General features: G+C 67.5%; 11 protein-coding genes. 3 read left to right on the forward strand and 8 right to left on the reverse strand.

Features of this window, described 5'->3' with window-relative positions; genetic code table 11:
• Positions 1-11: 11 nt before the first annotated feature.
• Together MNR00_RS12850 and MNR00_RS12855 are read right to left on the reverse strand one after the other, a co-directional pair.
• Entirely contained in the window at positions 12-1,031 is a 1,020-nt protein-coding gene (locus MNR00_RS12850) for an ABC transporter permease (protein ID WP_241926312.1), read from the reverse strand.
• A complete protein-coding gene (locus tag MNR00_RS12855; protein WP_241926313.1) occupies positions 1,028-2,050 on the reverse strand; it encodes an ABC transporter ATP-binding protein in 1,023 nt (340 codons plus the stop codon). Before MNR00_RS12855 ends, MNR00_RS12850 begins: the two co-directional genes overlap by 4 nt.
• Before the next feature lie 36 nt (positions 2,051-2,086).
• Here MNR00_RS12855 and MNR00_RS12860 point away from each other — a divergent pair, with 36 nt between their 5' ends.
• The gene (locus MNR00_RS12860) at positions 2,087-2,467 is read left to right on the forward strand and encodes a YccF domain-containing protein (RefSeq protein WP_241926314.1); all 381 of its coding nucleotides are present in this window, start codon (positions 2,087-2,089) and stop codon (positions 2,465-2,467) included.
• A gap of 4 nt (positions 2,468-2,471) precedes the next feature.
• Here the strand turns inward: MNR00_RS12860 and MNR00_RS12865 are convergent, their stop codons facing one another.
• Positions 2,472-3,458, reverse strand: coding sequence for a glycerophosphodiester phosphodiesterase family protein (locus tag MNR00_RS12865; protein ID WP_241926315.1), 987 nt, complete (start codon positions 3,456-3,458; stop codon positions 2,472-2,474).
• A gap of 88 nt (positions 3,459-3,546) precedes the next feature.
• On the opposite strand from MNR00_RS12865, the gene MNR00_RS12870 reads away from it, so the two are divergent.
• A complete protein-coding gene (locus MNR00_RS12870; RefSeq protein ID WP_241926316.1) occupies positions 3,547-4,467 on the forward strand; it encodes a Bax inhibitor-1/YccA family protein in 921 nt (306 codons plus the stop codon).
• Between the two features lie 163 nt (positions 4,468-4,630).
• Complete coding sequence (locus MNR00_RS12875; RefSeq protein WP_241926317.1) at positions 4,631-4,903, forward strand: GlsB/YeaQ/YmgE family stress response membrane protein; 273 nt, start codon at positions 4,631-4,633, stop codon at positions 4,901-4,903.
• Between the two features lie 2 nt (positions 4,904-4,905).
• On the opposite strand, the gene MNR00_RS12880 is transcribed toward MNR00_RS12875, so the two are convergent.
• The 5 genes from MNR00_RS12880 to MNR00_RS12900 all read right to left on the reverse strand — a co-directional run bounded on the left by MNR00_RS12880 (position 4,906) and on the right by MNR00_RS12900 (position 13,340).
• A complete protein-coding gene (locus MNR00_RS12880; RefSeq protein WP_241926318.1) occupies positions 4,906-6,174 on the reverse strand; it encodes an RNA polymerase sigma factor in 1,269 nt (422 codons plus the stop codon).
• Between the two features lie 10 nt (positions 6,175-6,184).
• Positions 6,185-6,610 carry a YciI family protein gene (locus MNR00_RS12885; RefSeq protein WP_241926319.1) on the reverse strand — a complete coding sequence of 142 codons (426 nt, stop codon included), beginning with the start codon at positions 6,608-6,610 and terminating at the stop codon, positions 6,185-6,187.
• 181 nt (positions 6,611-6,791) lie between these two features.
• On the reverse strand, positions 6,792-8,378 hold the full coding sequence (gene guaA / locus MNR00_RS12890) for a glutamine-hydrolyzing GMP synthase (protein WP_241926320.1): 1,587 nt from the start codon (positions 8,376-8,378) through the stop codon (positions 6,792-6,794).
• Entirely contained in the window at positions 8,375-8,884 is a 510-nt protein-coding gene (locus MNR00_RS12895) for a DUF3817 domain-containing protein (protein WP_241926321.1), read from the reverse strand. The genes guaA and MNR00_RS12895 overlap by 4 nt, the downstream gene beginning before the upstream one ends.
• Before the next feature lie 118 nt (positions 8,885-9,002).
• The gene (locus tag MNR00_RS12900) at positions 9,003-13,340 is read right to left on the reverse strand and encodes an ExeM/NucH family extracellular endonuclease (protein WP_241926322.1); all 4,338 of its coding nucleotides are present in this window, start codon (positions 13,338-13,340) and stop codon (positions 9,003-9,005) included.
• Between the last annotated feature and the right edge of the window lie 172 nt (positions 13,341-13,512).

A 13,512-nucleotide genomic window follows, 5' to 3' on the forward strand; every position in this document is an offset into this window, starting at 1 on the left:
GGGAGCAGCGGTCAGGCGATCCGGGTGCCGGGCGGAAGGCGGCGGGCCGGAGTGCGGGTGCGCGCCCACGCACCGGCGAACAGACCGCCGGCGATCAGCGCCTGCACGCCGAGTCCGACGAACCAGCTCGGCACGGTGCCGTTAACGAGCTCCTCGGCAGTCGGGCCCTCGGTCCAGCCCTGATCGCACGCATCCCACTGCTGCGGCTCTGGCGGCCGCTGCGCCATGCGCACTCCGACCTTGAGCTGCCCGAACAGGTCGTTCGGGTAGCCGTTCACGAACGTCGTCGGCGTCGCGTCGGCGAGCACCACGAACGGATTCGCCGCGAGGAAACCCCAGACCAGGTCGAAGCGCGGCTGCTCGTAGCTCGTCTCGATCCACTGATCGCAGATCGGCTCGCCGGTCGTGTCATCCCACGGCCGCTCCTGCTGCGTGAACTCGGTGCGGATCGCCGCGCCGCCGAGCCCGAATGCGATGAGTGTGCCGATGACGAGCCCGGCCACCGCCAGGTACGTCGCCGCGATCGAGAACAGCGGGCGGGCGATCAGCCCGCTGAGTCCGACGCCGATGGCGGCCACGACGATGATCTCGGCCAGCAGCACCAGCACCGAGACCACCAGCATCCCCGCAGTGACGCCTCCCCCGATCATGCTGATCAGCAGGAACGGCACCGCGATGAGCAGGAACACCGCGCCCGTCGCGACGGCCGCCAGCAGCTTGCCGAGCATGATGTCGCCCGTGGTCGCCGCGGTCACCTGGATCGGTGCGAGGGTGGCCGCCTCGCGGTCGCCGTTGATCGCGTTGCCGCTGAGCGTCGGCGAGACCAGCACCACCAGCAGCAGCACGAAGTTGACGACGATCGAGTAGACACCCGCATTGGGTTCGCTCTGGAACGAGAACACCAGGAACGACAGCGCCGTGATGCCGATCAACAGCACGACGAAGACGCCGATCAGCACGTACCAGCCGACGCTGCGCAGCCGCTGCGTCAGCTCGAGACGGGCGATGGTGAGAATTCGCGCGAAGCTCATGACCCCGCTCCTTCCTGCGGGGCGGCGGGCGGGTCGGCGCGCGGTGCGGGCGGCGGCGGGGCTGCGGCGGGCGGAGGTGGGCTCGCGGCGGGCGCCGGTCCTGCCGGCGCTGTCGAAGGCGTCGGATGCTGCAAGGCGAGGAACGACGCCTCAAGCGCGCTCTGCGCCGGCGAGAACTCGAGCACAGGGAGTCCGGCGCTCACCAGACGCCGCAGCCCTTCGACCACACCGGCATCGCCTGTGAACGACACCAGCGCGTCACCGCGGTCGTTCCCAACCTGCTCGACCGGCAGCTCCAGCGCTGCTGACACCGCGGCGACAGCATCCGGCGCCGCCAGGCGCACGCGATACGCGCGGGACGTGCGCGCCGCGACGGGATCGACCACCGCGCCGGCGACCATGAAGACCGCGTCGTCGATGACCTCCTCGAGCTCGGAGAGCACATGACTCGAGATCAGCACCGTCTTGCCCTGGGCGGCGAGGCCGCGCAGCATGATCCGCAGCTGCACCCTGGCCTCGGGGTCGAGGCCGGATGCCGGCTCATCGAGCAGCAGCACCTGCGGATCGTGCACCAGCGCACGCGCGAGTCCGAGCTTCTGCTTCTGGCCGCGCGACAGCACTCGCGCGGGCGAACCCGCGTGCTCGGCGAGCCCCACGATGCGCAGCAGCTCATCCGCGCGCCCTGCGGCATCCACCGCCGACATGTCATGCAGCCGGGCCGTCGTCACGATGCTCTCGCGTGCCGTCAGCGACGGCCAGGCGCCCAGCGCGTCTGGCATCCATCCGAGCATCCGACGCGCTGCAGCCGGGTCGACGACGGGGTCGACTTCGCCGATGCGGATGCTGCCGGCGTCAGGGGCCAGCAGCGATGCGAGCATCAGCAGCAGCGTCGTCTTGCCGGCGCCGTTGGGACCGACGAGGCCCGTCACACGGCCCGCCTCAGCACGGAACGTGGCATCCGACACGGCGTGCACCTGACCGAACGACCGCCGGACGTTCTCTGCGACGATTCCACTCATGGCCGAAGCCTAGGCGAGGGATGCGAGAATCAGCGCATGCGCACGATCCTCAACATCATCTGGGTCATCTTCGCCGGCTGGGCACTGTTCCTCGCCTACGTCGTGGCCGGAATCCTGCTGTGCATTCCCATCGTGACGATTCCGTGGGCGATCGCCTCGTTCCGCCTGGCGAACTACGCGTTCTGGCCGTTCGGGCGCGAGGTGATCGAGAAGTCGACGTCCGGATTCGGCTCGCTGCTCGGCAACATCATCTGGGTCGTGCTGGCGGGCTGGTGGCTCGCACTCACGCACATCGTGTCGGGTGTCGCGCTGTGCATCACGATCATCGGCATCCCGATGGCGATCGCCGACTTCAAGATGGTGCCGATCTCGCTGATGCCCCTGGGCAAGGAGATCGTGCCGGCCCGCAACCGCTGAGGACTCAGCCTCGGAAGAACGCGACGCCGAGATCGGGATGGTCGACGAAGACGCCGTCGACGCCGCTGCGGGCGATCACGCCCCATTCCGACTCGTAGTCGCCGAACGCGCCCTTGCCGCCGCCGCTGCGGAAGTGCGGCGAGAGGAACGTATTCTCCGGACGGCATGTCCAGGTGAAGACCCGAAGGCCGCGCGCGTGCGCGTCGGCGACGAGCGTGGAGTCGGATGCCAACAGCATCCGCTTGTTGACGCTGATGCCGTCCACATGCCCGACGAGCCCGTTCAAGCCGCCGGAGGAGACGGTCGCCGCGTACGTCGGCGCTGCACGTCCCAGTGCGGTGACGAGGTCGAACGGCTTGCCGCTCGCCTCGATCAGATAGATGAAGGATGCCACGATGCCGGCCTTCTTCAACCGCGCGAGCACCGTCGACTCGAATGCCTCGACGATCAGCGGCAGCTCTCCGTCGGCCCAGCCGCTCGCACGCAGGTCGCGCTCGATGAGCGGCACGAGGTCGAGGCCGATCTGCTCGAAGTAGGTGGCGTGCTTGATCTCGAGCACGATGCCGATCTCGCGGCCGTGCTCGATCGACCCCTGGCGCACCAGGTCGAGCAGGTCGATCAGTCGCAGGATCGGCTGTGCGTCGTCGAAGGTCGCGCTCGACCGGCGGATCTTGGGCAGACGCTCGCGGGTGCGCAGGGTGGCCAGCTCGTCCCAGGTGAAGTCCTCGGTGAACCAGCCGGTCAGCGAGATCCCATCGATCCTCTTGGTGGTGCGCCGTGCGGCGAACTCGGGGTGGTCGGCGACGTCGGTGGTTCCGGAGATCTCGTTCTCGTGTCGCAGCACGAGCACGCCGTCCTTCGTCGCCACGATGTCGGGCTCGACAGCATCCACCCCCATCGCCAGAGCGAGCTCGTACGAGGACCGACTGTGCTCTGGTCGGTAACCGGGGGCGCCGCGGTGTCCGATCACGAGCGGAGATCTCCTGGGCACGTTCTCAGCGTAAAGCAACGCACTCATAGCTTTCCGCCACTATTCTTGTATAAAGCGTTGACCGATCCCTCGGGAGTAGAGGCCACCAATGAGCAACTTCGCATTCAACAACCCCGCGTTCCAAGAGCCGCGCAACGGCCGCGGTGGGGCGCCGACGCAGTACGCGCCCCCGCCCGCACCTGGCGCGCAGGGCGCCGCCGCTTCGTCGGCCGCGCATGCCGGAATGGATGCTGCCGCCAACGCGCAGCTCGAGGGCATGTACGCCGCGCCGCCCGCCGGTGCCATCGAGACCGACCGGATGACGATCGAGGACACGATCTGGAAGACGGTCGGGATGTTCGCCATCCTGCTCGTCACCGCCGTCGTCGGCTGGGTGTGGACCGCGTCGAGCTTCGACCCGACCACCGGAAACGTCAGCCTCGTGCCGTGGATCGCGGGCGCACTCGGTGGTTTCGTGCTGGCCATGGTCATCACCTTCACCTCGCGCAAGAAGATCCGCCCCGCGCTGATCTTCGCCTACGCGGCGTTCGAGGGCCTGTTCGTCGGCGCCATCTCGGCGTTCTTCGAGACCATCTGGCCCGGCATCGTCATGCAGGCCTCGCTCGCGACCTTCTCGGTCGTCGGCGTCACCCTCGCCCTCTTCGCGAGCGGCAAGATCCGCGCTTCGGCGAAGATGACCAAGATCGTGATGATCGCGATGTTCGGCTACCTCGCGTTCTCGGTGCTGAACCTCATCCTGATGTGGACGAACGTCCTGCCGCAGGACCTCATGTTCGGCATGCACAGCGCGAAGATCGCCGGCATCCCGCTCGGACTGATCATCGGAATCCTCGTCGTCTTCATGGCCGCGTACTCGCTGGTGCTCGACTTCGACCAGATCCAGCAGGGCGTCCGCAACGGCGCTCCGCGCAAGTACGGCTGGCTCGGCGCCTTCGGCATCATGGTCACGGTCGTCTGGCTCTACGTCGAGATCCTGCGCATGATCGCCATTCTGCGCGGCAACAACTGATCTCGGTTCAACGCTGAAGGGCCGCTCTCTTCGGAGAGCGGCCCTTTTCCGTCGGCTCTGGGAGCAAAGTTCTCAGGGCATCTCATTCCCTTTTCGGCGCTGATCGTGCATTGTGGGGTCCACGGACGGACAGTCCGCAACCGAAAGAAACGGAGCCACCATCATGAGCTTCCTCGCCTTTATCCTCCTCGGACTCATCGCGGGCGCGATCGCGAAGCTGATCCTGCCCGGCAAGCAGGGCGGCGGGTGGATCATCACCTTGCTGCTCGGCATCCTCGGTGCCATGCTCGGCGGCTGGCTCGGCGGAATGCTGTTCGGCGCTGACATGAACGAGTTCTGGTCACTGTCGTCATGGCTGCTCGCCATCGGCGGATCCATCATCGTGCTGCTGATCTACGGCCTCATCGTCGGCCGCGGAGACCGCACCAAGGCCTGATCTCAGGGAAGGGCCTTCTGCTGCAGAAGCGCGCGTTCGCGGTCGTTGCCCGCCAGTCGGGCGGCGACCGCGAACTCGGCTCTCGCCTCGTCGTCGCGTCCCAGCCTCAGCAGCAGCTCGCCGCGGGTCGCGGGAAGCAGGTGGTAGCCGCGCAGGGCATCGGATGCCGAGAGCCGATCCACTATCCGCAGAGCGGACGCGGGGCCAGTAGCCATTGCGACGGCCGCCGCCCTGTTCAGTTCGATGACCGGTGACGGCGTGACCTGCCCGAGTGCCTCGTACAGCAGCACGATCCGCTCCCAGTCGGTGTCATCGACGGATGGCGCGACCGCATGGCATTCGGCGATGGATGCCTGCAGGGCGTAGCCCCCACGGCCGCGGCCGATGGCATCCACTCGCTCAAGAGCGGCCCGCCCGCGGGAGATCGCACTGCGATCCCAGCGCGTGCGATCCTGGTCGGCGAGCAGCACTGGGTCCCCGTGCGCGTCAGTGCGGGCGGGAAAGCGCGCAGCGGTGAGCTCCATCAGCGCGATCAGCCCGTGCACTTCCGGCTCACGCGGCAGCAGACCGGCCACGATGCGGGTCAATCTGGTGGCCTCGCGTCCGAGGTCTGGCCGAATCCAATCGTCCCCCGAACTGGCAGTGTGCGCCTCGTTGAAGATCAGGTACAGCACGCCGAGCACGGCGGCGAGGCGCTGGCCGTGCTCCTCTCGCGGCGGAAGTTCGAACGGCACTTTCGCCGCTGCGAGGGTCTTCTTCGCCCGCACGATGCGCTGCTGCACCGTGGCGACGGGCACGAGGAACGCTCGTCCGATCTGCTCGGACGTCAGACCGCCGACGACCCGCAGCGTCAGCGCCACCTGGGCCTCCCGCGAGAGCACAGGGTGGCACGCGATGAAGATCAGCCGCAGCACGTCGTCGTCGATGGCATCCGGATCCCACGGCGCAGCATCCGACGCCTGCTCGCGCTCGAGATCGTGCGCGATCACCGCGAGGCGGTCGTCGTAGCGCTCCCGGCGTCGCCAGCCGTCGATCGCCCGGCGCTTCGCGACGGCGGTCAGCCACGCGGCGGGGTTGGCGGGCACGCCCGCATCTGGCCACTGCTGCAGCGCCTCTGTGAGGGCATCCTGCGCAAGGTCCTCGGCCAACGCGAAGTCGCCGGTGAGACGGGTGAGGGTCGCCACGATCTTGGCGGACTCGATGCTCCACACCGCGGCGACGGCGCGCTCGGCGGCAGTCCTGCCGTCCGAGCGCGCCGTGTCATCGGTCATGATCGGGCTCTCAACCCTGCGCGCGGCCGGCCTGCTCTTCGCGCCAGCCCTCTTCCTTCTGCACCCACTCGTTGTCGGCGGGAAAGTCCTCGGGTCCGGTGACGCGACGCACCTCGAGGAAGCTGCCGGGTCCGAGGGGTGCGCGGCTCGCCCACTCAGCGGCCTCTTCACGAGTACGGGTCTCGATGATCCAGAAGCCGTTGAACAGCTCCTTCGTCTCGCCGTAAGGGCCGTCGGTGATGAGTGGCGTCTCGGCGCTGAAGTCGACGACGAAGCCCTCCGCCGCATCGGTGAGTCCCTCACCGGCCAGCAGCACGCCGGCCTTCATCATCGACTCGTTGTAGCGGCCCATCTCGGCGATGATCTCCTCGAAGGGACGCTCGGTGTACTCCTGCACGGCGTCGTCGGTGGCGCGCATGATAAGCATGAACTTCATGATGTGTTCTCCTTGTCGAGGGGCCGTCGTTCGACCCTCTCACTAAGGACGTCGAACGAGAAAGGCCAGGATCGACATCCGCGAGAAACTTCTCTGAAATTCTTTCCGTGTGAGGTTCCGGCGCGTGAGTACAGCTGCTGCCGCCGGAACGAAGAAGGGGCCGCTCTCGCGACCCCTTCTCTCACTCCCACTCGATGGTTGCCGGCGGCTTCGACGTCACGTCGAGCACGACGCGGTTGACCTCGCGCACCTCGTTGGTGATGCGGTTCGAGATCTTCGACAGCACGTCGTACGGCAGGCGGGTCCAATCGGCGGTCATGGCATCTTCCGATGACACCGGTCGCAGCACGATCGGATGCCCGTAGGTGCGGCCATCCCCCTGCACGCCCACCGAGCGGACGTCAGCGAGCAGCACCACGGGGCACTGCCAGATCGTCTGGTCGAGGCCGGCCTTGGTGAGCTCCTCGCGGGCGATGGCGTCGGCCTCGCGCAGGATGTCGAGACGCTCGCGGGTCACCTCGCCGATGATGCGGATGCCGAGGCCGGGGCCCGGGAAGGGCTGGCGTCCGACGATCGCCTCCGGAATGCCGAGCTCGCGGCCGATCGCGCGGACCTCGTCCTTGAACAGGGCGCGCAGCGGCTCGACGAGGTCGAAGTCGAGGTCATCGGGCAGACCGCCCACGTTGTGGTGCGACTTGATGTTCGCGGTGCCGGCGCCGCCGCCTGATTCGACGACGTCGGGGTACAGGGTGCCCTGCACGAGGAACTTCACCGGGGCGCCACCAGTGGCTTTGGCCTCGTCGACGAGGTCGCGCTGCACCTGCTCGAACGCGCGGATGAACTCGCGGCCGATGATCTTGCGCTTGGTCTCAGGGTCGGTGACGCCTTCGAGGTGACCGAGGAACGTGTCGACGGCGTCGACCGTGATGAGGCGCACGCCGGTGGACTCGACGTAGTCCTTCTCGACCTGCTCGCGCTCGCCCTTGCGCAGCAGACCGTGGTCGACGAAGACCGCGGTGAGCTGGTCGCCGATGGCCTTGTGCACCAGAGCGGTCGAGACGGCGGAGTCGACGCCGCCGGACAGCGCCGAGATGACGCGGGCATCGCCCACCTGCTCGCGGATGCGCTCGAGCTGCTCGGCGATCACGTTGTCGCTGTTCCAGTCGGCGGGCAGGCCTGCACCCTTGTGCAGGAAGTTCTCGATGATCGCCTGGCCATGGTCGGAGTGCTTGACCTCGGGGTGCCACTGCACCCCGTAGAACCCCCGGCTCTCATCGGCGAACGCCGCGACCTTGGTGGCGTCGGTGGTGGCGAGCACCTCGAAGCCCTCGGGGGCGCGGGCGACCTGATCGCCGTGGCTCATCCACACGTTCTGCTCGGCGGGCTGTCCGCCCAGCAGGGTGCTCTCCCCCGCCGCGATGTGCGCGTCGGTGGCCCCGTACTCACGCAGTCCGGTGTTGGCGACCTCGCCGCCGAGGGTCTGGGCCATGTATTGGAATCCGTAGCAGATGCCGAGCGTCGGCACGCCCAGCTCGAACACGGCCGGGTCGAGCTTCGGGGCGCCGTCCTCGTACACCGACGACGGTCCACCTGAGAGGATCAGCGCGACGGGGTTCTTCGCCGCGATCTCCTCGGCCGTGGCCGTGTGCGGCACGATCTCGCTGTAGACGCCCGCCTCGCGGACGCGGCGGGCGATCAGCTGCGCGTACTGCGCGCCGAAGTCGACGACGAGCGCTGGGCGCTGCTGGGTCTCGGTCTGCTCGGTCACCGGGCACCTTCCGTGGTGGTTGAGATCTGGGGATCAGCGGCGGCACCGGCGTCGCCTGAGGCAATGGATGCTGCCGCTTCGCGCTTCGCAAGGTAGGCCTTCACGTCGCGGGCGACCCGCGCCTCCATGATGAAGGACAGGAACGGGATGACGCCGCCGAGCGCGAGCAGGATGAACCGCAGGAACGGCCAGCGCATCATGCTCCACATCCGGAAGCAGGCGAAGAGGTACACGACGTAGAACCAGCCGTGCACGACGAGGATGCTCAGCGACAGGTTGATCCCGTCTCCGGTCGACTCGAGTCCGTCGGGGCCTTCGACGACGTCGGCGAACCAGAGGAATCCACCGGATCCTCCGAGGAAGAGTTCGAGGCGGATCGGCGTGTACTTCAGCACCATCTCGGCGACGAGCAGCAGCAGCATGACGCCGGTGATGATCGAAGCGATCTGATAGAACTTCAGCGCTCCGCGGATCGCCGGAAAGCTGGCGACTCTGGGCTCGGGCATGCCCTCCATTCTAGCCGCCGACCAGGGCGGCTTCGGCCGCACGGTCGTCGGCCCGCTGCCGCGCACGGCGAAGGCCGCCGGGATTGCTCCCGACGGCCTCACCGTGTGATCGCTGAACTCAACGCCAGCGGGCGAGGAAATCCAGCAGCCAGTTGATGATCTGGTCGAAGACGCTGCCGGCACCGCCGCCACCGCCGTCGCCACCACCGTCACCGTTGCCGCCACCGTCACCGTCACCATTCCCACCGCCGGTGCCCGCGAACACCAGGGGCAGCGTCACCGGCCCGCCGACGTTCGGCGTGGCGACCAGCGTCTTGCCGGCGGCATCGGCCGGGACGGTGAAGGTGAACGTCACCTTCCCCGCCTCGTCGAAGGCGTCGACGATGGCCGAGTCCACGCTGGCCGTGCCCAGCTGCGTGTCGCCGATCGCGAAGCCGACCTCGGTGGGCTTCTGCTCGCCGGCGCTGAACGACAGCGACGACAGCTGCACGGTGACCGATTGGCCCGCCTGGTAGCTGCTGGCGGCCGGAGTCACCGTCACGCCGACGGCGCGCTGCACGAGGTCGGGCACCGCGGCGGATGCCGGGTCGGCCGCGTTCGCCGCGAACCAGTCGACCATGGACTGCAGGTCGATCTTGCCGGTGTCCTTCTTGTTCGTCCCCGCCTGGAATGTGGAGAAGTTGTCACCACCGGCCGCGAGGAACGAGTTCGCTGCGACCGAGTACGACGCCGCCGGGTCGATCGCCGCACCGTTGAGCGTGATCGCCGTGATGCGACTGCCGGCCGCGCCCGTCGGGTCGTACGTGTACGACAGGCCCTTCGACAGCCCCAGTTTCAGGAACGGACGGCTTGCGCCGGCCGGCTGCCACTGCTCCTCGAGCACGGACTTCAGCTGCGCCCCTGTCAGCTGCAGCGTGACCAGCGTGTTGGCGAACGGCTGCACCGTCGCCGCCTCACGGTAGGTCACGTTGCCGTCTGGATCGGATGCTGCGCCCGAAGACGCGTAACTGAGGTTGGCACGGATGCCGCCGGGGTTCATCAGGGCGATATCCGCACCGGTCGCCCACTGCTGCACATCGGCGACGAAGTTGCCGATCGTCGACTCGCCGCCGCGGTTCTCGACCTTCGGGTCGGTCTGCCTTGCGCGGTTGAAGTCGCCTGCGATGTCTCCGACCTTGATCGCGCCGAGGACGTCCGCCTCCTTCTTGGCCTGGTCGACGATCGCCTGCACCTCAGGGTCGGCCGGGTACTTGCCCGCCAGCGGACGGATCTCGTTCTCGATCGACAGCAGCTTGACCTTGTTCTTGTTCTTCTTCTCGACCTGCAGGTTCATCACGCCGAGGTTCTCGCCGTACTGCCCCGCCGAGACGACCGGGCGACCGTTGATCACATGGTTGTACGCGAGGTGCGTGTGCGCCGAGACGATGGCATCCACGTCGCGATCGACGCCGTAGACGATCTCACCCAGCGGCGAGTCGCGCGTGATGCTCGACGCGTCGGTGGTGGCAGCGCCCTCATGAACGAGGAGGATGATCACATCAGCCTCTCCGTTGGAGGTCCTGCCATCGGTGAGGTCGTCGGCGACGTCGTTCACGGAGTCCACGATGCTGCGCACCTCGAGGTCCTTGATGCCCTCGGGTGACACCAGCGAGCCGAGCTCTTCGGTGACGGCACCGATGAATCCGACCCGCACGCCGTCGATCTCCTTCACCCAGGACGGCGCCAGAGCGGGCTCACCCGTCTCGGTGAGGAAGACGTTCGACGAGATGTACTCCCAGTCCGCGCGGTCCTGCACGCGGTCGCGCAGGTCTTCCCAGCCCTGATCGAACTCGTGGTTGCCGGCGGCGCTCACGTCGAGGCCGGCCGCGTTGAGCGCGTCGATCGTCGGTTCGTCGTTGTTGATGAACGATGTGAACGTCGAGGCGCCGATCAGGTCGCCAGCTGCGGCGAAGATCGTGTTCGGGTTCTCATCGCGCACGCGCTCTACCGCGCCGGCGAGCACCGCCGCGCCTGCAGCAGCGCCGTCCGCTTCGATCCGACCGTGGAAGTCGTTGATCGTGGCGATGTCGATGCTGATCGGAACGTCCTTCTCCTTCTGGGCGATGCCGACGAGGATCGGGTCGTGATCGCTGGAGCGGTACGGGGTGCCGGTCTCCGTGGCGCCGAATGCGTATCCGCGATCGCTCCACTCCGGGGAGTTGATGCCCCAGACGCCGGCCCCGGCGACGGATGCCTTCAGCGATGGGGACGCGATCACGTGATCGAGAGAGCCGAGCTCGCCGTCGAAGGTGTAGGTGTACTGGCCGGCGGTCTTGTCAGCGACCAGGTCACTCCATCCGGCGTCGGTGAACACGTCGATCGGGTCCTCTTCGCTGTACGCGTTGAAGTCGCCGATCAGCAGCATGTCGTCGCTGCGGGACTTCTTCGCCAGCTGTTCGGTGAATGCCAGCACCGACTGCGCCTGCTCGACGCGCTCGGCGTTGAAAAGGCCCTGCCCGTCAGCCGGCTCCGCTCCATCGCCACCCTTCGACTTGAAGTGGTTCGCGACGACGGTGAACGTCCTGTTCTTGAACTTGAACGTCTGCGCGATGGGCTCGCGGGCGATGTCCCACACGCTCTCGTCGCTGACCGTCGAGCTGTCGCCGACCGTCTTCACATCACGCTTCTTGTAGATGATCGCGTTGGTGATGAAGTCGGTCGTCGCCGCGTTGTGCAGCGCCTTCGGGGTCGGAACGTACGCCCACACCTCGCGACCAGCGGCCGCGTTGAGTCCGCTCACGAGGTCCTTGAGCGCGGTGTCAGCCGGCTTGCCGAACTTGACCGAGTTCTCGATCTCCATCAGCGAGACGATCTCGGCGTCGAGCCCGTTGATCGCCGCGACGATCTTCGACTTCTGGATCGCGAACTGCGCGGCGTTGCTTGCGCCACGGGCATCCGGGTTCTCAGACTTGAGCGTCGTGAAGTAGTTGTACACGTTGAACGAGGCGACCTGCAGATCCCCGCCCACTGACGGTGCAGCAGGGCGCGGATTCTTCACCGTGAATGCGACCTTGGCCGTCGCCGGCGACTCGCTGCTCAGCGGCATCGTCGGCTGCAGGCGCCAGTCGTCGAAGCCGTACTGCAGCACGAAGCCCTTCGTGCCGAAGTCGACGACATCGCCGTTTCGCACCACGACGTCCTTGGTGAAGTAGGGCTGGTCACCCGGATGCGCGCTGTTGCTGATCTGGATGTTGTAGCCGTCGTCGAGGAAGATGCGGTCGGCGCGGTTGGACGCGGCTATCGCGTCAGCCCCGGCACCCGGCTGCTTCAGCTCGGTGCTCTTCACGTTCAGCGTGCCAGGGTTCAGCCAGAGCGTGCCGAAGTTGAACAGCTGGTGGCTGGATGCCACGGCGTAGTCACCCGTCGGTGCGACGAGCATGTTCTCGTACGCCTCGCGCGCATTGCCCACGACCGAGGTCGGCAGCGGCGTCAGTGCCGGGACGCCGACGGCGGCGGTCACGACCTTGACATCGGCTGCCGCCTTCGGAGTGATCTGCGTCTGCAGGAACCGCTCGGTGACCGTTCCCGTGACCGAGACGAGGTCGCCGATCGCGCCTGGCACGGTCTTGCCGCCCAGGAAGACGAAGACGCCGTCCGAAGCACCAGGCGTCTTGTCGGTGGCGCCGCCGGAGCCCGCGGTCTGGATCACGATGCCGTCGTAGCCGCCGGCGCGGTAGTCGGCGGTGATGACACCCTCGACGGCGACGACCTTGCCGTCCAGAGGCGAGATGCCACCGGTGCCCTGCACCTCGGCGATCGTTGCCTTCACGGCGGGGTCGGGATCGGGGCCAGGGCCGGGGTCCGTGCCGCCGGTCTCGCCCTTCGCGTTGGTCGGGGTGATCGATGCCGACAGCGAGAAGTCGTCCTTGTTGACGTCGGTGTCCTTGCCGCCGGTGCGGTTCAGCGACTTGACGTCGGTATTGCTGGACGGGGCCCCCGCGACAGCGCCTTCGAACGTGTTCGAGGTGCCGTAGCCGAGCAGATCGATGACATTCGATCCGGTGGCCACATCGCCGACGACAGATCCCGTCGGCAGCGTGACGGCGGCGGTGCCGTTCACGAGCGCGAGGGTGCCGGTGGTGCCGCTCGGTGTCAGCGAGCTGACCTTGTCGGCGGCCGGCAGGTCACTGCCGGCAGGGCCGTTGCTGTTCGCCTGAACGAGGTAGTAGCCCTTCGACGCGATCGTGCCGGTCAGGGCGATCGTGCCGTTCGAGGCGCCGGACCCCGTAGCCGATCGGTACTGCAGCGACATGCCGTCAAGCGTGATCGCGGCATCGGTCGGGTTGTACAGTTCGACGAATTTGTTCTTGAACGCGGCGCCGGCGCTGCCACCGGACAGGTACGCCTCATTGATGACGACCCCCGTTCCGGTGGTGTCGGCGAATGCGGGCGCTGTTATCAGCGTTCCGAAGCTCACTGCGCAAGCGGTGGTCAGCGCGAGAGCGCTGATGCGCCCCCGGCTCCTGTGGCGTGGGAGGGGAGCCTGGTGGCTCGCGTCCCGGGGGTCGGGCATCATCGTTGCTGTCTCCTCGATCAGGGTCCAGTCGCGGATCTTGTGGATCCGTGGCAGGCGCGTGCCCCAGGCGCAC

Source organism: Microbacterium sp. H1-D42 (assembly GCF_022637555.1).
In the GTDB taxonomy this organism is placed as follows: domain Bacteria; phylum Actinomycetota; class Actinomycetes; order Actinomycetales; family Microbacteriaceae; genus Microbacterium.